The organism is Colwellia sp. MB3u-41 (assembly GCF_014076845.1).
Taxonomy (GTDB): domain Bacteria; phylum Pseudomonadota; class Gammaproteobacteria; order Enterobacterales; family Alteromonadaceae; genus Colwellia_A.
In genome coordinates, this window is record NZ_JACGUT010000082.1 from 213,395 (window position 1) to 233,565 (window position 20,171).

The 20,171-nt window shown below is 36.2% G+C and carries 18 protein-coding genes; 9 read left to right on the forward strand and 9 right to left on the reverse strand.

Annotated elements, in window-relative coordinates:
* Nucleotides 1–2: 2 nt before the first annotated feature.
* Both H4J73_RS14750 and H4J73_RS14755 read right to left on the reverse strand, forming a co-directional pair.
* Nucleotides 3–1,139 (reverse strand): porin, encoded by a 1,137-nt coding sequence (locus H4J73_RS14750; RefSeq protein WP_182177083.1) that lies wholly within the window; start codon nt 1,137–1,139, stop codon nt 3–5.
* A gap of 277 nt (nt 1,140–1,416) precedes the next feature.
* Entirely contained in the window at nt 1,417–1,767 is a 351-nt protein-coding gene (locus tag H4J73_RS14755; RefSeq protein ID WP_182177084.1) for a RidA family protein, read from the reverse strand.
* 205 nt (nt 1,768–1,972) lie between these two features.
* Here H4J73_RS14755 and H4J73_RS14760 point away from each other — a divergent pair, with 205 nt between their 5' ends.
* Nucleotides 1,973–2,191 carry an EF-hand domain-containing protein gene (locus H4J73_RS14760; RefSeq protein ID WP_182177085.1) on the forward strand — a complete coding sequence of 73 codons (219 nt, stop codon included), beginning with the start codon at nt 1,973–1,975 and terminating at the stop codon, nt 2,189–2,191.
* 202 nt (nt 2,192–2,393) lie between these two features.
* Nucleotides 2,394–3,029 (forward strand): hemolysin III family protein, encoded by a 636-nt coding sequence (locus H4J73_RS14765; RefSeq protein ID WP_182177086.1) that lies wholly within the window; start codon nt 2,394–2,396, stop codon nt 3,027–3,029.
* Nucleotides 3,030–3,136: 107 nt separating this feature from the next.
* On the opposite strand, the gene H4J73_RS14770 is transcribed toward H4J73_RS14765, so the two are convergent.
* From H4J73_RS14770 to H4J73_RS14790, 5 genes are all read right to left on the reverse strand, one after another.
* Nucleotides 3,137–4,327, reverse strand: a complete 1,191-nt coding sequence (locus H4J73_RS14770; RefSeq protein ID WP_182223634.1) for a pyridoxal phosphate-dependent aminotransferase — start codon at nt 4,325–4,327, stop codon at nt 3,137–3,139.
* A complete protein-coding gene (gene ovoA, locus H4J73_RS14775; protein WP_182177088.1) occupies nt 4,328–6,463 on the reverse strand; it encodes a 5-histidylcysteine sulfoxide synthase in 2,136 nt (711 codons plus the stop codon). It abuts the gene before it with no gap.
* An 18-nt stretch (nt 6,464–6,481) separates the two neighbouring features.
* A complete protein-coding gene (locus H4J73_RS14780) occupies nt 6,482–7,618 on the reverse strand; it encodes a hypothetical protein (RefSeq protein ID WP_182177089.1) in 1,137 nt (378 codons plus the stop codon).
* 16 nt (nt 7,619–7,634) lie between these two features.
* On the reverse strand, nt 7,635–9,527 hold the full coding sequence (locus tag H4J73_RS14785) for a diguanylate cyclase (RefSeq protein ID WP_182177090.1): 1,893 nt from the start codon (nt 9,525–9,527) through the stop codon (nt 7,635–7,637).
* A gap of 129 nt (nt 9,528–9,656) precedes the next feature.
* Nucleotides 9,657–9,884 carry a glutaredoxin family protein gene (locus tag H4J73_RS14790; protein WP_182177091.1) on the reverse strand — a complete coding sequence of 76 codons (228 nt, stop codon included), beginning with the start codon at nt 9,882–9,884 and terminating at the stop codon, nt 9,657–9,659.
* A gap of 324 nt (nt 9,885–10,208) precedes the next feature.
* On the opposite strand from H4J73_RS14790, the gene H4J73_RS14795 reads away from it, so the two are divergent.
* Both H4J73_RS14795 and H4J73_RS14800 read left to right on the forward strand, forming a co-directional pair.
* On the forward strand, nt 10,209–10,937 hold the full coding sequence (locus tag H4J73_RS14795) for a cytochrome b/b6 domain-containing protein (RefSeq protein WP_182223633.1): 729 nt from the start codon (nt 10,209–10,211) through the stop codon (nt 10,935–10,937).
* 315 nt (nt 10,938–11,252) lie between these two features.
* Nucleotides 11,253–13,187, forward strand: a complete 1,935-nt coding sequence (locus H4J73_RS14800) for a DNA topoisomerase III (RefSeq protein WP_182177093.1) — start codon at nt 11,253–11,255, stop codon at nt 13,185–13,187.
* 59 nt (nt 13,188–13,246) lie between these two features.
* Here the strand turns inward: H4J73_RS14800 and ampE are convergent, their stop codons facing one another.
* Together ampE and ampD are read right to left on the reverse strand one after the other, a co-directional pair.
* Nucleotides 13,247–14,176 (reverse strand): beta-lactamase regulator AmpE, encoded by a 930-nt coding sequence (ampE, locus tag H4J73_RS14805; protein ID WP_182177094.1) that lies wholly within the window; start codon nt 14,174–14,176, stop codon nt 13,247–13,249.
* 58 nt (nt 14,177–14,234) lie between these two features.
* The gene (ampD, locus tag H4J73_RS14810) at nt 14,235–14,780 is read right to left on the reverse strand and encodes a 1,6-anhydro-N-acetylmuramyl-L-alanine amidase AmpD (RefSeq protein WP_182223684.1); all 546 of its coding nucleotides are present in this window, start codon (nt 14,778–14,780) and stop codon (nt 14,235–14,237) included.
* A 91-nt stretch (nt 14,781–14,871) separates the two neighbouring features.
* Between ampD and H4J73_RS14815 the strand changes: the two genes are divergently transcribed.
* The 5 genes from H4J73_RS14815 (at nt 14,872) to H4J73_RS14835 (ending at nt 20,162) form a co-directional block, all read left to right on the forward strand.
* Complete coding sequence (locus H4J73_RS14815) at nt 14,872–15,390, forward strand: TIGR02281 family clan AA aspartic protease (RefSeq protein WP_182177095.1); 519 nt, start codon at nt 14,872–14,874, stop codon at nt 15,388–15,390.
* 89 nt (nt 15,391–15,479) lie between these two features.
* Nucleotides 15,480–16,358: a carboxylating nicotinate-nucleotide diphosphorylase gene (nadC, locus tag H4J73_RS14820; RefSeq protein ID WP_404851832.1), complete on the forward strand. Its 879-nt coding sequence runs from the start codon at nt 15,480–15,482 to the stop codon at nt 16,356–16,358.
* 159 nt (nt 16,359–16,517) lie between these two features.
* Nucleotides 16,518–16,940 (forward strand): prepilin-type N-terminal cleavage/methylation domain-containing protein, encoded by a 423-nt coding sequence (locus tag H4J73_RS14825; protein ID WP_182177097.1) that lies wholly within the window; start codon nt 16,518–16,520, stop codon nt 16,938–16,940.
* Nucleotides 16,941–17,133: 193 nt separating this feature from the next.
* Complete coding sequence (gene pilB / locus H4J73_RS14830; RefSeq protein ID WP_182223632.1) at nt 17,134–18,837, forward strand: type IV-A pilus assembly ATPase PilB; 1,704 nt, start codon at nt 17,134–17,136, stop codon at nt 18,835–18,837.
* A gap of 74 nt (nt 18,838–18,911) precedes the next feature.
* Nucleotides 18,912–20,162 carry a type II secretion system F family protein gene (locus tag H4J73_RS14835; protein WP_182177099.1) on the forward strand — a complete coding sequence of 417 codons (1,251 nt, stop codon included), beginning with the start codon at nt 18,912–18,914 and terminating at the stop codon, nt 20,160–20,162.
* Nucleotides 20,163–20,171: the final 9 nt, after the last annotated feature.

Below are 20,171 nucleotides of genomic sequence, written 5' to 3' on the forward strand. Positions count from 1 at the left end.
CCCTAAAAAACAGTAACAAGTGAAGTGCGGAATAAACCAGCATCATTGACACCATTAAGGTCATCATTAAAACCGGTATATTCAAACTTTAATGACGCTGAGCTATGAAAATCCCAACGTAAACCAACAGTAACATAGCTTGAGTCATTTTTTTGATCAGTTATAGTCTTTTGTGTTGGCAATTTTAAAGCGTCAAGAGGAGTTCCTGACGGTATAACGCTAGTAAAATCGTTCGCCGCAGTGTCTTCATCAACACCGTAAGTAATGTGTACTAAGTAATTATCAAAGCGCTTACCTAGCATCACATAATAAGACTCTTCTTCACCTAATATCGTATTATCTATTTTAAGCGTTGTATATTCGCCAACAACTAAGATGCCTTCATAGTCAATTTGAAAGCCAAGTTCAGTGAACGTTGCTTTGTCTTCAAAAATACTAGTATTGCCTGCAAAGGTTGGGTAACCATTTTCACTCCAAAGCTTAGCAAGTCCATCTAATTCAGTTAAAGGTATTGATACATCAGCATTAAAATAAGCCGCTCTTAAGGTTAACCAATCTCTGTTAAAGGTAGCAGCGCCACCTAAGATATTATCCATGCTAGGCTTTGTTTTTTCACCAAAGACTTCGATTTCATCGGAGTTATTACCCGCAATAAAATGGTAAGTCGTATCAAATTCTCCAAGAGTACTACTGTATATACCGCTAAGACCGTCAAAGGTATTAAAAATTAAATCGTAAACACCTTTTGGTGGTGTTATCCACGGATAAGCATACGAAACATCTAAAAAGTCTGAGTACATAAAGAAAGGTGCTCGTTGACGCCCAGCCAAAACCCTAAAGTTATCGTTTACGTTATAGCTAACGTAGGCCCATTCAAATTCAGTATCCCAATCATTATCACCGCGCGAAACAATTTGTGCAGTAATATCAAGACCTTCACCTATATTACTTGATGCTTGAATTGCCAGTAATGAACCATTTTTAAAGTCAAAAGTATCATTAAAGCCATACAGTTTTTCATCACTCGATGTAGTGATACCACCTGTTATTGAAGCGAAGCCACTTAAATTGATATCTGCTTGAGCCGTATAGGAAATAAAGCTACTAGCAATCGCTAGTACCGCTATTTTACTTTTCATATTATTCACCTTAGAGTTTATGTTCTTATGTTCTTATGTTCTTACTGTATTGTTAAAATAAAGTTGCTTTAATAAAAGCTAACCCAATGAAGTATAGATGAATATTATAAAAGTGTCATACAAGAAAAGCAAAAGGATAACAGATAAAGAAAAAAATAAAATACCAGCCACTTTTGAGTAAAAATAACTTTTTAAATTGAGGCATATGTCGTTAAAATCAACATATTTCATACGTATGTATAAAATATGTTAAGTTAACTGAACATTTAAATACTGATTATATCTCTGCAGCGATTACCGATATTTCAATGAGTAATGCATTTCGTGCCATACCAGCTTCGACACAAGCTCTTGCCGGAGCAAAACCCTCGGGGATCCAGTTATCCCAAATGTTATTCATTTTTGAAAAGTCACTCATATCTTTTATGTAAATTGTTGCCGATAAAATATGCTTTTTATCACTACCTGCTTGCTCTAGTAATTCATCAACCTTCTCTAACATTGAATGTGTTTGTTCTTCAATGCCAAAGCTCGCATCTTTGCAAACTTGCCCGCATAAATAAATGACACCGTTATGTTTAACAATACGGCTCATTCTTGTTTTTGTTTCTTGTCTGATAATAGTCATTTTTATTCAGTAATTATTGATTTTGTTAAAGTATATACTCTACCTACAGCAGAATGTAGCTTCGATACAGATATCATGAATAAACTTTCACCGATGAATATTCAAATAACTCTTATTCGTTGAATCTTGCAATTAAACATTCACAAACAGGGTAATTAAAGATAAAGTCTTTAATAGATGTAATACTTATTAAAAAGGAATACTGATGAACATTAATCAGTGGGTTGATGAATTATTTGAAGTTTTCGATGAAGACAAAGATGGCGCGATTAGTCGTAGTGAGTTTGTTGAACTGATTGAATGCCTTTTACAAGATAAAGGCCTTCGTATGTGTGAGAGCATTTTTAACAAATTTGATGTCAATCATAACAACTCTATTTCTAAAGAAGAACTCAAAGCGATGGTTATTGAATTAGCGTTGTAATGCCTATCATTAAAAATTTATGATGAACTAAAAATTTATTCTGAAAAATAAAATAATTATTTTGTCTAATCAAGAGCTTACCCAAGCTCTTTTTTTATATCAAAAACTCCTTGGTCTGACCTCTTGTTTCAACTATTTTTTATGTTATTATTTCAGTGTACACGTGTGCACTGAAAAGCAAAAAAACATAACAGGATAATAAATGACAAGCCAAGCAAGTTACAGTAAGAATGAAGAAATCGCCAATACGTTGACTCACGCACTAGGTGCCATATTGTCTATTATTGCCTGCTACATGCTATTAACCGCCGCTATTGTCGACAATAGTTTAATAAAAATAATTAGTTTCTCTGTATATGGTGCCAGTTTAATTTTATTGTTTAGCGCCTCAACTTTTTATCACTCTTTTCAAGATATTCATAAGAAAAAGCTTTTTAAATTACTTGACCATTGTGCTATCTACTTATTAATAGCCGGCACTTATACTCCATTAATGTTAATTTCATTGAATGATCAACTTGGGATGATTATGTTAATGATTATCTGGACTTTAGCCATACTGGGTGTGTTCTTTAAACTAAAGTTTGGCCACCGTTTTAAAAAAACATCCTTGATCACCTATTTAGGTATGGGACTCATATCAATAACAATTATTGAACAGTTGAATGAAAAACTATCAAGCGAAGGGTTAACACTGCTGGCATTAGGTGGGGCTATTTATTGTTTAGGCGTTATTTTTTATGTGCAAAAGCGGATTCACTTCAATCATGCTATTTGGCACCTGTTCGTACTAGGGGGCGCTATTTGTCATTTTTTTATGATCTACTTATACCTGTAAGCATAAAGACGAGTTGCTGTTCGCCCATAACTATTGATTATAAAAGTAGATAATTGATCAAATATATACAATGAATGAATTTTTACGTAACACCAACGTAAAGTTGACTATACCGGTTTATCAACAAAGCGTTGTAATGACTGTAATATCACAGGAAAGTTTTCCCCGCCAAGTCCTAAACGAAAATAAGACCCTGATAGCCCAAATAAACAGGCTGGATAAACGAATATTCCTGTTTGCTCGGCAAGTATTTCAGCCCAGTTAAGTATCGGTATTTCGGTATGACATTTAACTAATGTCAGTAAACCTGCTTGCGGAGGATGCCAACTAAAATATGCATTGTTTTTTTCGATAAACAACTGAAATAAAGTAATATTTTTTTTGATAATAGCATTATTTTTTATAATTATTTTTTGATAGTTTTCCAGAGCAATTTCTGCCAATTTTTCATCTACAATAGAGGTGCAGATCGACCCTTGTGCTTTTACTGCTAAGAGTTTTTTCAAAAAAGACTTACTTTGAGATATTGCCCAGCCGATACGAAGACCCGCCAAGCCAAAGCTCTTTGATAACACCGACACAACAATAGCGCGATCATAATCTAAATAGCGATGGGATAAGTCAATATTATTATAGTTACTCGCTTGGGATACATCGTCAGCTAAAAGGTAGCAATTGAATTGCTTTGCTATCGCTAAAATTTGCTCAGCGAATTTAGTCTCTATTACGCTACCGGTTGGATTATGTGGTGAATTGAGGACAATTAATCGAGTCTTTTCGTTTACTAAGGCTAAAAGTTCTTGCTGATTAATCTGCCAGCTTTGTTGAAAGTCAACCGTTAGGCACCTGACAGTTATTCCCATCTGCTCTGCCATTGTGACTAAAGAGGGATAACACGGTGTGATCACCACAATTTCAATGGCTGATTGTTGCTCAACACTATTACAGTTTGTTATTTCATCTTCAAGCAGTACTGTTTGATAAATAGCAGACAACGCTTCTTGGGCACCACAAAAGGTTAAAACATTGTCAGCCGAGAGTTCCGCTTGATGATGATTATAATCTTGATGAAAAGCAGCAATAAGTGATCGTAAACGGTGGCTTCCATTTATCGACGCATAAGATAACGCCTGATCACCCAGCAATACTTCGAGGCTAGTTTCACCTAAAAGACAAAGCTGGGCAACAGATAAACTTTGCCCACAAGAGTTGCTCAAATTGTGTTCTATAGTCACTTTTTGATTGCTCGCTAGGCGTTGACCAAAAGCAATATGTGCCGGTAAAAGGTTCTTCATCATTTACGACTTTTTACGCTGCCAAACTGACATTTCCGTGGTTGTCACCGTATAAGTACATTGGTTTTTCTTAATCACTCTCGTTAAGGGCTGTGCACCTAAAAAGCAAAAATCTTCCGCTAGCTTTTCTTGTAAGCCATCAAAACCAATAACATTTTCACCATTGACTTTCAGTCCGCCTAACCAACTTTCTTTTTCAGTATATTGCGTTGTGTACTGATGATCTGTTAATACAAACAATAAACCTTGCTCATTCAATCGCTGTGATAGTGTGGCTAACAACTGTTTAGGCTGATAACTTTTTTCTAAAGCATGTTCCACTAAAATAGCATCATAGCCATTAAACATCGGCTTTAAATTACTGGCATCACCTTGGCTAAATAAAATATTTTCAGCAAAGCCTTCCAACGCTAACGTCTTAAGTGACACTTCATGAAAACTCTGTATATCACCTGAAATAACGTTAGTGTAACGGAGTGTTTTTTGTTGTTGAAGTTGCACACCGTATTGAATATAACGGGCAGAAAAATCTACGGCGTCAATATGCTGGAAGTGTTCAGATAACTCAAAAGCAGTGCGGCCAACACTACAGCCTACATGCAATAATTTGTTGGTATTAGTCGCCAGTTCTTTGACTTTGCTTAATAGCAATTGACCCACTTGTTGTGAGTAATTAGCAATACTTAAATGTTCTTCACCGTAATGGCTTTCAAGTTGCTGACATACTTCAATATCAGTTTCATAACAATTAACCGGTGTTAATGGTATTTTACCGTCAGTGTTTTCAACGTAACGAAAACCCGCATGCTGAGTAAAATGACGTCTAAAAGCATAACGAGACGATTGAATAGTCTCGTTGCCTGTTGAGATCCATGACCCACCTTTAATTAGGTTATGTTTTCCATCAAAAGTGGGTGTAGAGAAATCGTCATAAAGTGGATGAACTTTAAATCCCTCATAACCATCAATTGCAGACTCACTCCATTGCCAAACATTACCCGTAACATCATAAAACTTTCCGGCTGAAAACTCATCAACAGGGCATGACGAAGCATAGTGGGCTAAGTTGATATTCCCTGATGGGGCTTGCTCATTCCCTTGATTATCACTGGTACCTTCTCGTAAGCAATGCCACTGAGCTTCGGTAGGCATAGCAATGTTTAACGTTGTTTGCTCACTTTTCCACTGGCAAAAAGCTTTTGCTTCTAAGTAGTTAACTTCTGCAGGCCAATTTAAAGGTAAAGGAATCTCGTTAAGTAAATTACGTTGCAAGTATTCTCCACTGTTATTGCGCCAAAAACGTGGCATCTCAGCTTTAGTAAAGCTTAACCATTTTTGACCTTCCTCAGTCCAATAATGAGGTTTTTTATAACCACCTGCGTCGATAAAAACTAAAAACTCTTGATTAGAAACTAAATATTTAGAGGCTGAAAACGCACTAACATCAACTGATAATTCACCATATTCGTTATCCCAGCCATAAGTTTCATCACTTAATTTTTTACCTAAAATAACAGATTGTTCAGCAACCGCTAATAATTCATTATTAGGTGCCGCAGAATAATGAGTACAGCTTGCCCATTGGCTAGCTGTCTCCGTTGGCGGTGTTAAGCAATTTAATGGCAGCATACGCATGATCACCGATGATGTTTCTAGATGTATGCGTTCATGCTCACAGCCCATCAGTATTACCCAAGCTAATGAGTCTTGTTTAATGGGTAAACTTAGTTCCATCGTATCAATGAGGTTATTAACCAAAGCGAAAACTTGCTGGCGGTATTCTCTTACTTCATCAACATTAGGCCAGTCGTAATGCTCACTGTTAAGATCATCCCAGCTCATTTCATCAACACCAACAGCGCAAACGGCTTCTAACTTGGTATTAACGCGCTTATTAATGTATTTACCCAAGAGTAATTTATTAATAAAGAAGGTAGCCGTATGGCCAAAATAAAAAATAAGGGGGTGGCGTAATGTCTCAGGCCGCAAATAGTATGCTTGGTCGTTATTGATTAAAGCAAATAACGACTCGTAGGTCGTCCATGTATTATGAAAGTAACTTTTCAGCTCTGCGCGCTTATCATCTATAGATAAACCATTAAGCTGAGGGGTAATATTTTGATTATTAATAAGAGTCATATTTTATTTTTAAATTAATTATAATGTATGAGTGAGAATAAGTTTCTGTTGGTATGGCGCTAAAATCATTTGCTTTATTTTATCACCTAATAATAACTGCTCTGACATCTGTTCACCACATGAACGAGTAAATATCTTATTTAAACGTTCACTAAACCAGTGATCATTATCAAATAAGGATATTGCACCTACGCATTTTGTCAAAGTATTATCATGCAATGATGAAGGTAAATTTTGCTGATGAACTTCTTTACGGAGCAATCTTCTGCAGTTATCAGTGTTATATACTTCAAGTGCATCAATTAAGTTCAATAAAGAATAAATAATATTAAAATAAGCATTATATTGCAGACTTGAAGCGCCAATCCTATGTTCGATACGCGCGGTTTTTTGCCAATTGTGCTGCTTAACTAAGACTTTATTATTATGATCATAAAGTAAGGGTTCTTCGCCCATAGCCTGATTATGTTTTCCTACTTCTTTGTACAAAGCAATACTGCCCTGGTGCCCACCTGAAATATCGATAGGTGAACATAACTCAGCCGCTAAGCCATATTTACTTTTTAATGCTAAACGCTCAAAAGCTTCTTCTTCAGGTAAATATATTAAACAACAGTTTAAACTCGTATCAAGAAAACATTGCTGCAAATACTCACCAAACCCGCGTTCAACAATAATGTTTTTACCTTCGCTATCAAGTGCACTAATATTCATTTGTACTGCATTAGGAATGTGTACAGCACGTGTTTCAGTGGTGAATATATCGCCGCTACCACTGGCTAACTTACCTTTGTCCCCAGACCATACAACCGGTTTAATTAATGTTGTACTGATACCTTGTTCAGCAAATAGTCGCGGTAAAAACTTTATTGCTTGGCTTAAATTATCCGCTTCTTTTAAAGGTGACTGGCCGTTAAATAAAGAAACATACTCCCACTGACTATTCCAATACTCAGGCACTAATTCGCCATCAATTCCTGCACGAACTAACTGGCGATTAATTCTTTGGTAGTCCAATGAGAATTTTTCTATTTTACTGTCGAATTGATAACAACCTTCTAATTCAAAATGAATTACGGGGGTAAAACCAAGCTGTTTTATATAACTTTGTAATAAGAGAATAGCTTGAACAGTTAATGGTGTTGTATTATTCATAAGAGGTAATGGCTTTCTATTGATATATAACCACATTGTTTTTACCGTTATGCTTTGCCTGATAAAGGGCAGCATCGGCATGTAGGTATAATGCTTCGCTCGTAGGGCTAATTGGGGACAAGGAAGCAATACCGATACTCACCGTAATTTGCAACCCTAGATTTTCTGTAAAAACTTGCTGTCTAATTTTTTTCAAAAGTCGTTCAGCAATTACTTTACATTGCTTTTCATCAGTCCGTGGTAGAATACATAAAAACTCTTCTCCCCCAATACGACCAATGACATCTTCAGTACGAAACACATCATGGCAAAGATCAGCTAATTTTTTAATAACTGAATCGCCAACCGGGTGGCCAAATTTATCATTGACACTTTTAAAGTCATCAATATCAAACAAAATAACCGATAATTTTGTTTTTTCAACAAAAACATCTTTACAGTAATTTGATAAATATTCGAAAATATAGCGACGGTTATATAAATTTGATAAAGGGTCTTTAATGGATATAGCATACATTTTTTTATTATTTTTATATTGAATGGTTATCACCGTAATAACAATTACACCGCCACATAGAATAAATATCAATAAATAAATATTCTGTTGTTTTTGTTGATTAAGTGACTCATTTTCTAACATAGAAACTTTTTCTCGTTGTTGAGTCAGTGCATTTTCAATGTACATTCGCTCGTTTTCCATTGCTGCACGAGCGCTCGTTAAGCGCATGCTAGAATTTTTCACCAGTAATTTGTTATATTGTTGATAATACTGTCGAGATAATTGAAACGCTTCACTGTCATTATTTCTTGCATGAGCAAGCTCTGAGCCAAGCTTTATTACTTCAAGTTGCCATTTAGTTCCTACCAATTCAGGCAACGACATAAATATATTTTCAGCTTTAGTCAACGATGCTTGAGCTTGTTCCAGTTTACCTAATTGAATAAAACAATGAACTTGTTGCTTGTATAGCTCAGCGTTATAGTCAATTAATCCATTGAGTGTTAATGCGCGATTAATAACAGTGATGGCTTGTAAACAATCGCCTTTTTCAGCAAGTGTCATGCCTAAACCATAGGCAGAGAAAAAAGAAATCTCGGTATTAGGAGTATAAGCAATTTTTTTTTGATAAAGCTCAAAATACTGAATCGCTTGATCATATTTTTGCCAGTAACGATAAGTTGCAGCGATACCATAAATAGCCTCTGATACATGTGCGGGATAATTTAAACGTTCATAAGTATTTAGCGCTTTTTGATAATATTCAATCGACTTTTCATAATCATCTAAATAACCATAAATAGCACCGTAAGTTTCATTGATGACGGCAATCAGAAAATATTCTTTTAATGCATAAGCTTCCAAATAAGCTTCCTGCATTTCATTTAACGACAACTCATAAAGTTCAGTGATACTTTTTGTATAAGCAAGCTCTTGCTTAGCAATAATGAATAGATAGGTTAAGTTGCTTTTCTTAGCTATAGTCATCGCTTTACGAAGAATAAGTACAGAATTAGCATACTGCGCATCTCGGCGATAAATAAGACCTTGGTAAATATAAAGACTACTTTGAATTTTGAGTGGTGTATTAGCATCAATAAGTGCAATGGCTTGGGTAACCGTTTGATTAAAATCTTTATAGAAGTAAAGTAAATTTTCTGCTTGCGCCTTGCGTAATAACCACCAAATTTGGTGTAACTTAGGCATATCAGAAAAAACATTTTCTAAGGCTAATAATTTTTGATATGTCTGCAAAGGCCGTCGGCGTATTTCATCATCCATGTCTAGCTGGCTAAATGGCACATCGACTTGGGCTACTGATAACCTATTGTTATCTGCCAGCGATTGACCACATAGAGAGGCAAACATAATAAAGGCAAACGAAAGAAATCGACAACAATCAAACTTCATGACACATCCGTGATCAATGATATTTTTATATCTGTTACATAATTTAACTTTAGCATAACCATTTTTTTAAAACGAGTTAAAGCAATTTATTTGCATGAGCATTAATATAGTAAACGATAACGCTGCAAATTAATCATTGTAGAGTTTGTTAAAATCGCTTAATTTGAAACCTTGCAGGTATTGCTCGCCAACCTTTATTACTGGCACAGATCTAAAGTTTGCTCGGCGAAACTCTTTTTGTCCCGCCGCCGTTTTTACATTACATAAACGATATGAAATGTTATTTTTTTCAAAGTACGTTTTCGCCATAACACAATGCGGACAGTTGCTCATACTATATAAAACAATTTTTTTCACGAGGTTAAATTCCTTTATGGTTGATGCAAAGGGTTATTATCAATAACACGATTTTTGAAAGCATACTCTTGATACGTTTTTTGACTACTGTACTTGCAAGTTTACATCAATTGACCTTAAAAAAAACACTCACAATTAATGCTCAGGTAGTTTTACTTGTTCGTCATACCCCATTCTCTTTATAAAGGGGTAAGTATTACAGACACTTTAATTATCGTACCACCAATAATAGGGGGAGTGGCCACTTATCATTAGCGAGTTATAAATCTTTCAGTTATGATAAAAGTACCGGTAAAACGTTAACCAATAGAAAGAGTAATAGACATGGAAGTAAACCAAATAAACAAGAGTTCACCTTTAATAAAAACGTTTGTTTGGAGTAGAAAAATTCGCTTATTTCATTGGTTAAATGTCTTGTCAGTATTACTGCTTATTGTTATTGGCACTATTATTTATTTTAGTAAAGATTTAGGCGTTTCTACTGAAGGTAAAGTCCTCCTGAAAACAATTCATGTTTGGATTGGTTACATTTTTTCAGCAAATTTAATTTTTAGAATTATCCTAGGTTTTGTGGGTAAAGGCTTTGAACGTTGGGGGCAAACACTGCCTTTTAGTAACGTATTTAAGAAAGAGCTCGCTGATTTTAAGCATGATAAAAATAAAATCTTTAAAGGTCATAGTCCACTTGGAAAACTGATGGTTGGTGCATTCATGATAAGCTTGTCTGTGCAAATGTTTTCTGGTTTAGTCATTGCTGGTACCGATATTTATTACCCGCCGTTTGGCCAATATTTTGCTAGCAGTATTGCTCAAGATAAAAGCCAGATGACATTAATTAAACCTTACAGTAAAGAAAATATTGATGCTAATGCGTACAAAAAAATGCGTAGCTTTAGAAAACCATTTATAACGGCACACGTTTATAGTTTTTACATTTTATTGCTCTTGATCCCACTACATATTTTAGCCGTATTCTTTGCTGAGCGACGTGAGAAACATTCTATTGTTTCTGCAATGATCCATGGTTATAAGTATTTACCAAAAGATAAATGATCTCCTTGAGCTTCGCTAAATAGCGAAGCTCAAATTTAGCCATTAGGTGCAATAGGCATAACATATTAATGATGTTGATTTCACTCATAAAAATAAGCTGCCATACCACTGACGAGCGCCATCAAATAAGCACTATGATCACTGCTACAATTGTTATTAAATTGTCTCTGCATCATTAGCATACTCCTCAAGTTTTAAGGACAGTATCTCTCTAAAAGGTAATACACGGTTAAAGAATAAAACAAACGCTGTATAAAAAACCAGTTATTGTGCTAAGCTTATTTTAGTGGACAGTGTTGACCCATGGAAAATCTATTGAAACTATATATCGCCGAAAAACCAAGCTTAGGACGCGCAATTGCCGCAGCCCTACCCAAACCTCACAAAAGTCAAAAAGGCTATATTGAGCTTGGCAATGGTGACGTGGTCAGCTGGTGTATTGGTCATATCCTTGAGCAAGCAGATCCCGAAGTTTATAACGATGACTTTAAGAAATGGCGAATGGATCACTTACCTATTATTCCTGAGCAATGGCAGTTAACGCCAAAAGCACAAACACGTTCACAACTTTCCGTACTACGTAAGTTGGTTAAGAGTGCAAGCGAAATTATTCATGCTGGCGATCCCGACAGAGAAGGTCAATTACTGGTTGATGAAGTTATTGATTTTTTAAAGGTCTCTAAAACTAAAAAACAGCAAGTTAAACGCTTATTAATCAGCGACTTAAACTTACCTGCTGTAAAAAGGTCGCTCAACGCATTAAAAAGTAACCAAGATTTCATGCCTTTATCTATTTCAGCACTGGCTCGTTCTCGAGCTGATTGGTTATACGGTATAAATCTGACTCGGGCTTATACCTTACAAGGACAAAAAGCAGGTTTTAATGGTGTACTTTCAGTGGGTCGAGTACAAACACCACTGCTAGGTTTAGTCGTAGAAAAAGATCGTCAAATAGCACACTTTATTCCTCATGATTATTTCGATGTTTATGCAGATATAATTACACCTGCCGGTGAGAAATTCATCGCTAAATGGCAGCCTAGTGATGCTTGTGCACCCTACATGGATGACAATAAAAAAATTATTAACAAAGCACTCGCAGAAAACGTGGTTGGCCGTATCGCAGAAAAACCCGCAAAGGTGACCTTAGTCACCGAACAAGATAAAAAACAATTTGCCGCACTTCCCTATAATTTGTCTTCATTACAAATTGATGCCGCCAAACAGTTTTCTATGAACGCAAAGCTAGTACTTGATGTTTGTCAGGCCTTGTATGAAAAACATAAATTGATTACCTATCCGAGATCCGACTCTAGATACTTACCCGTCGAACATCATCAGCAAGCGAGCTCTATTATTAAAATATTAGCTGACTCAAAAAACAAATACGCGGAATTTGCTAAAGGTGCTGACTGTAACATTCAAAGTAAGGCTTGGAATAACAGTAAAGTAAGTGCTCACCACGCCATTATTCCAACAGAAAAGTCAACCAATAATATTGCACTTAATTCTTTTGAAATAAACATTTATCAGTTAATTGTTCGCCAATATCTTGCACAGTTTTATCCTCCTTATTGCTACCAACAAACGCAAGTAGAACTTGATATAGCCCAAGGAAAATTCACAGTAAATGCAAAGGTACCACAGCAACTAGGTTGGAAAGTAATGTTCCAATCAAGCAAAACAAAAAACAACCTGTCGTCTAATAGCGAACAAGACGTATATTCAGAACAACTTTTACCTAAATTAAATAAGGGTGAAACTCTACATTGTGAACAAGGTTTAATTGCAGAGAAGGTGACACAAGCACCAAAAGCTTACAACGATGCAACACTACTCAGTGCGATGACAGGTATTGCTCGTTTCGTTCAAAATACAGAAATTAAAAAAATTCTTAAAGATACTGATGGCTTAGGAACAGAAGCGACTCGAGCGGGTATTATTGATTTACTTTTTAAACGCGGTTTTTTACAGCGTATAGGAAAGAATATAACGGCTACAGATATTGGCACATCACTAATAAACGCTTTACCTAAAATGGCTACAACACCAGATATGACCGCACAATGGGAAGCAACACTTACTGATATTAGTGAACGAAAAAGTAACTATCAAAATTTTATTATGCCGTTAACAGCAACGTTAAAGAGTATGGTGGCTGAAGCTGGGCAGCAATCTTTTGATCAACTGCCAAAGGTACCTTTTAAACGCAAAACTAAAAGGAAACCTCGCTTTAAAAAGGCAGGATAATTTCTCTACTATATTTATACTTTCACAGCAAAGCTCCTGTGAAAGTATAAAGAGGGTGGCTAATTAAGAATACCCGTTAATATTAGTACCGAAATCACGGCCAAACATAACAATAGCGTACGCTTTGCTAATCTCACTAATAAACAAGGCTCGGCAGTACAATCATCAGCGTCGACCATAAAGTCTTCAGATTTTTGCGCCACACTGATCAGTATTTGATTAGGTTGTTTATTGATATCAAAAAAGTTTTCTAGCCATACTGCTATTGCTTTAGAGAAGTGTCCTACTAGCATGTAACCAAAAGCCACAAGGCGAACCGGTAACCAATCCACCCAAAATAATATATCTTTTAATAGTGGCGTTTTATTTTTTTCAATAAAATCTATTGGTGTAGCTTCGGCTTTACTTTCGACATTTACATTAATATCAGCTTCATCACTTTCAGTATCTACACTCTCTTCTTTCGTCACGTTTTCGAATATTTCAGGCGATTCATTCATGGTAACCAATAAACGATAAAATAGTGCGCCTGCCGGTCCAAAAACAACAAAGAAAATCATAATAGCGATAAAGTATCGGTAGTTTAACCACACCAATAGTTGACCAAAACTCATTGGCGCACTGCTGGTATCTTGTTGTAGTTGCCTATGGTGTAATCCACAGGTTGTCGGTTCACCTCGAAAAGCTGACAATAAGTAATCTTTATAGCACTGTCGAGTTTTAACACAACCAAAACAAACAATTAAGATGAGAGTTGAAAAGACCAGATAAAGTAAGCCATCATCAACAAGTTCGAGTAATAAATCGCAAGCAATTACAGGTATGGCAATAAAAATCAATTGAGACACAATTGACTGCTTCGCTAAATGCATTAGTTTAGAGCGTTTAAATAGACCAACATAAGCATGAAAATAAGTTTTAAACTGCCATGATGTTGTCGACAAATAACGTTCAGCAGCCAATGCAATAAGTAAGCTAATAAGACTCATAAAATTTTCCTAATTTTTAATACTCTTTTTAAATGAGTATATACCTTTTGCTATTGAATTAACTAGACTTTAAACAATGATGAAAATACTGCCAATTAAAAGCATTGCCGGGATCTGTTTTTCTCCCAGGAGCAATGTCACTATGCCCTGCTATATTATTTTTAATACTCGGGTAATTTTGCTGAAGCGTTTGGGTTAATTGTGCCAACGAATAATATTGTGCAGCTGTGTAAGAAATATCATCAGTCCCTTCTAATTCAATACCAATAGAAAAATCATTACATTTGTCTCGTCCTTGATATGAAGATACACCAGCATGCCAAGCTTTATCGGCGAATGAAACATATTGAATAATTTGCCCCTCTCTGGTGATCAAACAATGGGCTGATACTTTTAATTGAGCAATTTCATCAAAATACGGATGAGCTTTTACATCTAACTTCCCTAAAAAAAAGTCAGTAATATATCCGCCGCCAAATTGCTTTGGCGGTAGTGATATATTGTGGACAACCAACAAGTTTACTGTATCGGTTTTCTCTCGCACGCTAAAATGTGGCGATTTTTGCTGCTCTTCATTAACAAGCCAGCCAAAACTGATGGGCATATTGCATTTATGCTTTATTGCTAATTTATTTTTAAAGTCTTTCGTCATACAATGGCGTTACTATTTGATTTTCAAGATCTGTGTGTAGAGTATGACTGAATTTGATCCGACAAACAAAATGGGAAAAATATTTATTTGGCTAGCTTGGTTATTTGCCTTAGCATTATTGGTATTTTTTTTTCAAGATGTACTTGATAAGCAATGGGATCCAAATAAAGACCCTAAAATGAATTTAAATAGTCAAGGTAAAGCTGAAGTAACACTGCAGCAAGACCGCCAAGGGCATTATGTCGTTCATGGTGAAATCAATGAATTGCCGGTAGTTTTTTTACTTGATACCGGAGCAACCCAAGTGTCAATTCCTGCGCGCATTGCCGAAGAATTACAGTTAAAGGGTTATGGTTCATCACGCGTTAACACGGCAAATGGCACGACTACTGTTTATCAAACAAAATTACAACAACTGAGTATTGGTAATATCTATTTGTATGATGTAGCCGCCCACATCAACCCCAGTATGCAATCAAATCAAATTCTATTGGGCATGAGCGCACTAAAAAGGGTAGAATTCAGTCAAGTAGGTAAGCAACTTATTTTACGTGAACGATAACTTACCAACGAAGATCTACTCGCTATTAGCAACCAACTGAAAACTGACTTAATTACTTACAAACAAGAGAATAAAATTCAATGCTTTGTGTGCAACTACAACATGATATTCAAAAAACAGTAACGTGGGCATTATGTGAAGACTTGGGCGTTGATAACGCTGATGCATTAAAAAATAGCCAAGACATTACGGCTGAACTCATTCCTGCTCAAAATATCGCGGTTGCTAATATCATTACCCGCGAAAATTGTATCGTTTGTGGTGTTGCTTGGGTAAATGAAGTTTTTGCACAACTCGATGCTATTTATCGTACTCAAACTCATATCACTTGGTTTGTTAACGATGGCGAGAGTGTTAAGGCCAATACCACCTTATTTGAATTGTCGGGTAACGCACGCATTCTGCTTACCGGCGAACGTAGCGCTTTAAATTTTTTACAGTCGCTTTCTGGTACGGCAACATTAACCAGTACTTATGTTAAAGAGTTGTCAAACACAAATACGAAATTGCTTGATACCCGTAAAACGATCCCAGGTTTACGTAGCGCGCAAAAATATGCGGTTAAATGTGGTGGCGGTGTTAATCACCGTATTGGTTTATTCGATGCTTTCTTAATTAAAGAGAATCATATTGCTGCGTGTGGTGGTATTGAAAAGTCTATTCAAACCGCTCGAAAAAATCATCCAAACATAACTGTTGAAGTCGAAGTTGAAAGTATAGACGAACTCAACCAAGCGCTAAATGCTGGCAGCGATATTATTATGCTTGATAACTTTAGTCATGAGATGATTGAACAAGCGGTAGAAGCGACCGCTAAAATATCTCAAGGGAAGACCAAATTAGAAGTTTCTGGCAACATGACCATTGAAACATTAAAAAGCTACGCAAAATCAGGTGTGGATTTTATATCAGTTGGCGCGTTGACTAAACATGTTACCGCTATCGACCTGTCTATGCGATTCGTTTAGTCATTAATAAGAATAAACTAAGTTAAAAAGTCGTTAATAACTAACAACTTTTAACTTTTAAAAAAATAAAGACAAAAAAAGTGTCACAAAATTTTACATTTCCTGATTTTTGTCGCAAGATGAATCCAGCCCCCGTAATTAAGTATGGAAATACCTATTATGAAAAACGTAAAATTTTTAAATACTAAATCTGTAAACAAAGCAAAGGGTTTTACCCTTATCGAATTAATGATCGTTGTTGCGATTATCGGTATTTTAGCCGCTGTTGCACTACCTGCTTATCAAACTTATACGCTTAAAGCTAAATTTTCAGAGGTTGTATTAGCAACAAGCCCTGCTAAAATTGCTGTTGAAATTGGCAGACAAACAGGTGTGGCTCTTGTCGATTTAGATGATGGCTCAAATGGTGTTGTAGCAGCAGGAGCAACAGATAAGGTTGCATCTGTGGTAACTACTGATGGTGTTATAACAGCGACTGCTACTGCTGCAGCAGGATCTGCGACGTATATTTTAACGCCAAGTGCTGGTATTCCTGTAGAGTGGACAAAAACTGGAACATGTATCGCTGCAGGTTTATGTTAATAATATAGCGATAACTTGTTAGCTGCTTAACATAACTAACTAGTTTGCATAAAAAAGCTCCTACATTAGGGGCTTTTTTTATGCCTAATTTTTTCAACTCTTTATTTTACAAAACTCAAAATGAATTAAGCTATACTTGCAATAAACATTGTGAGTAAATAGATTATATTATTCCTACCGCGAAAAGGTTGCCATGAAAGGTCATCATAAACAATCAAGTGTTTTAACTGCACTTTTAAAGCATGATGTTGTCGACAAGAATATGGTCGATAGTATTGGTGCTGAATTCCTTCAGCAATCAAAACCTTTCATACGATTTCTTATTGAAGACAAAAATTTAAACGCGGATAGTATCGCCACCATACTGGCACGCAGTTTTGGTTATCCAATCATAGACCTTAATGCTTTTGATACGGCGATGATCCCCGATGGTATTCGCAACGAAAAATTAATCCGTAAACATAATGCTCTTCCCTTATTTTTACGTGGCAAAATTTTATTTGTCGCGATGTCTGACCCAACCAATCTAGATGCTTTAGAAGATATACAATTTAACACCGGGTTTCCTACCGAATTAGTGTTAACGAATGATCAAAACTTACAAGTCTTTATTGATAAAATTCTTGAAGAAGAAAGTGACTCTTTAGATATTACCGATATCGATGCTACAGAATTGGCTGGAATAGATGTTGAAGAAGAGCGCAAAGAAGATGATAGCGCTACCGGTGATAAGGAAGATGCACCGATTGTTGTCTATATCAATAAAATATTACTCGATGCAATTCGCAAAGGCGCTTCAGACTTACACTTTGAACCTTACGAAAAATCTTACCGTATACGCTTTCGTGTTGATGGCATTTTAACTGAAATGGCAAAGCCACCAGTATCACTTGCCTCTCGTATGGCTGCCCGTTTAAAAGTAATGTCAAAACTCGATATCGCTGAAAGGCGAGTCCCCCAAGATGGGCGGATAAAATTAGCCTTATCCAAGAAAAAATCGATTGATTTTCGTGTCTCAACCTTACCAACAATGTGGGGTGAGAAAGTTGTAATGCGTATACTTGACTCTTCAAGTGCGATGTTAGGTATTGAAATGCTGGGCTATGAGCCGGCACAAAAGCAAATTTACATGGACGCTTTAGAGCAACCACAAGGTATGATATTAGTCACTGGACCTACAGGTTCAGGTAAAACAGTTTCTCTTTATACGGGGTTAAATATTCTTAACACCGCAGAGCGTAATATATCAACAGCAGAAGATCCGGTAGAAATAAATTTAGATGGAGTGAATCAAGTACAAATTAATGTGCGCGCTGGCTTAACTTTCCCTAATGCACTCCGCTCTTTTCTTCGCCAAGATCCCGATATTGTAATGGTAGGGGAAATTCGAGATCTTGAAACTGCTGAAATAGCCATTAAAGCCGCGCAAACAGGTCACTTAGTGTTGTCCACGTTGCACACAAATTCAGCATCAGAAACCCTGACTCGATTATTAAATATGGGCGTTCCTTCATATAACGTGGCCAGTTCGGTCAGTATTATTATTGCTCAGCGTTTAGCAAGACGTTTATGTAGTCGCTGTAAAGTTGAGGATGTTATACCTAGACCTGAACTAGAAAAACAAGGTTTTACCTCTGAACAACTTAGCGAAATAAAATTATTTAAACCCGTAGGTTGCGATCAGTGTACGGGGGGCTATAAAGGTCGTGTTGGTGTTTATGAGGTAATAAAAATCAGTGAAAAAATGTCTTCTATTATTATGGAAGGTGGTAATTCTATGGATATCGCTCAACAGTGTCAAAAAGAAGGTTACAATAACTTACGGCAATCAGGCTTAGAAAAAGCACGTCAAGGTATAACGAGCTTGGCGGAAATAAACCGTGTGACTACAGCTTAGTCAACTATTATTTTTATAGAAGTTGACTAGTATTAAAATTATGAACAATTTAACTTTTACGGGTAACCAATATAATGGCAAGTTCAGGGGCTAAAAAACGAAAATTACCACAAGCTAAAGCTCTTGATATTTTTATATGGCAGGGTGTGAACCGCAAAGGTAAAAAGGTCAATGGTGAGCTTCCCGCAGCAAGCATGATTGAATTAAAATCTCAGCTACGCAAACAAGGTATCACCCCTGGTAAAGTAAAGAAAAAGGCAAAATCAATTTTTGGTAGTGCCAATGATAAAAAAATATTACCCGCTGACATTGCCATTATTACCCGACAAATAGCAACAATGCTGGGCGCTGGTGTTCCTTTAGTTCAAACGGTTGAAATGATTGGTAAAGGTCATAGCAATGGTAATATGCAACGATTGTTAGGAGACATCAGTAATAAACTTCAATCTGGTATTCCTTTATCTGAATGTTTACGCGACCATCCTAAATATTTTGATGACTTATATTGTGATTTAGTTAATTCTGGCGAGCAATCAGGGGCACTTGAGGCCATTTATGATCGAATTGCCACCTATAAAGAAAAAGCTGAAGCGTTAAAATCTAAAATAAAAAAAGCAATGACTTATCCTATCTCTGTTTTAGTAATAGCATTCATTGTAACCTCGATATTATTAATTTTTGTTGTGCCTGTATTTCAAGATATTTTTGCCAGTTTTGGGGCTGAACTACCCGCTTTCACGATGTTAGTCATCGCGATATCTGAATTTATGCAAGCATATTGGTATTTAGGTTTAGCGGGAATATTTATAGGCAGTTACTTTTTTAAAAAAGCCCACCTTAATAGTCAGAGTTTCAGAGATAGTATTGATAGAAAAATACTGAAAATTCCTGTTATTGGTTCGCTACTCGAAAAAGCAGCGGTTGCTCGTTACGCAAGAACACTTTCCACCACATTCGCAGCGGGTGTTCCTTTACCTGACGCCTTAGAGTCTGCAGCAGGGGCTTCGGGTAATGCAGTATTTCGTGATGCGATATTAGACATTCGTGCCGAAGTATCGTCAGGTATGCAAATGAACTTAGCAATGCGTAACTGTAATATTTTTCCTGACATGGTCATACAAATGGTCGCCATTGGCGAAGAGTCAGGCGCCGTCGATGATATGCTATCAAAAGTAGCAACTATTTATGAACAGCAAGTCGATGATGCAGTAGACTCTCTAACCAGTTTATTAGAGCCGATGATAATGGCCGTTCTCGGCGTTGTTATTGGTGGATTAATTATCGCTATGTATTTACCTATTTTTGAGATCGGTAAAATAGTTTAATTTGTCGTA

Excerpts from the sequence above, each read along its gene's own strand:
- pilB (WP_182223632.1), top strand. The coding sequence starts at position 17,134 with ATGAAAGGTCATCATAAACAATCAAGTGTTTTAACTGCACTTTTAAAG.
- H4J73_RS14755 (WP_182177084.1), bottom strand. The coding sequence starts at position 1,767 with ATGACTATTATCAGACAAGAAACAAAAACAAGAATGAGCCGTATTGTT.
- H4J73_RS14765 (WP_182177086.1), top strand. The coding sequence starts at position 2,394 with ATGACAAGCCAAGCAAGTTACAGTAAGAATGAAGAAATCGCCAATACG.
- H4J73_RS14815 (WP_182177095.1), top strand. The coding sequence starts at position 14,872 with ATGACTGAATTTGATCCGACAAACAAAATGGGAAAAATATTTATTTGG.
- H4J73_RS14825 (WP_182177097.1), top strand. The coding sequence starts at position 16,518 with ATGAAAAACGTAAAATTTTTAAATACTAAATCTGTAAACAAAGCAAAG.
- H4J73_RS14785 (WP_182177090.1), bottom strand. The coding sequence starts at position 9,527 with ATGAAGTTTGATTGTTGTCGATTTCTTTCGTTTGCCTTTATTATGTTT.
- H4J73_RS14750 (WP_182177083.1), bottom strand. The coding sequence starts at position 1,139 with ATGAAAAGTAAAATAGCGGTACTAGCGATTGCTAGTAGCTTTATTTCC.
- H4J73_RS14770 (WP_182223634.1), bottom strand. The coding sequence starts at position 4,327 with ATGATGAAGAACCTTTTACCGGCACATATTGCTTTTGGTCAACGCCTA.
- ampE (WP_182177094.1), bottom strand. The coding sequence starts at position 14,176 with ATGAGTCTTATTAGCTTACTTATTGCATTGGCTGCTGAACGTTATTTG.
- H4J73_RS14760 (WP_182177085.1), top strand. The coding sequence starts at position 1,973 with ATGAACATTAATCAGTGGGTTGATGAATTATTTGAAGTTTTCGATGAA.
- ampD (WP_182223684.1), bottom strand. The coding sequence starts at position 14,780 with ATGCCCATCAGTTTTGGCTGGCTTGTTAATGAAGAGCAGCAAAAATCG.
- H4J73_RS14795 (WP_182223633.1), top strand. The coding sequence starts at position 10,209 with ATGGAAGTAAACCAAATAAACAAGAGTTCACCTTTAATAAAAACGTTT.
- ovoA (WP_182177088.1), bottom strand. The coding sequence starts at position 6,463 with ATGACTCTTATTAATAATCAAAATATTACCCCTCAGCTTAATGGTTTA.
- H4J73_RS14835 (WP_182177099.1), top strand. The coding sequence starts at position 18,912 with ATGGCAAGTTCAGGGGCTAAAAAACGAAAATTACCACAAGCTAAAGCT.
- H4J73_RS14780 (WP_182177089.1), bottom strand. The coding sequence starts at position 7,618 with ATGAATAATACAACACCATTAACTGTTCAAGCTATTCTCTTATTACAA.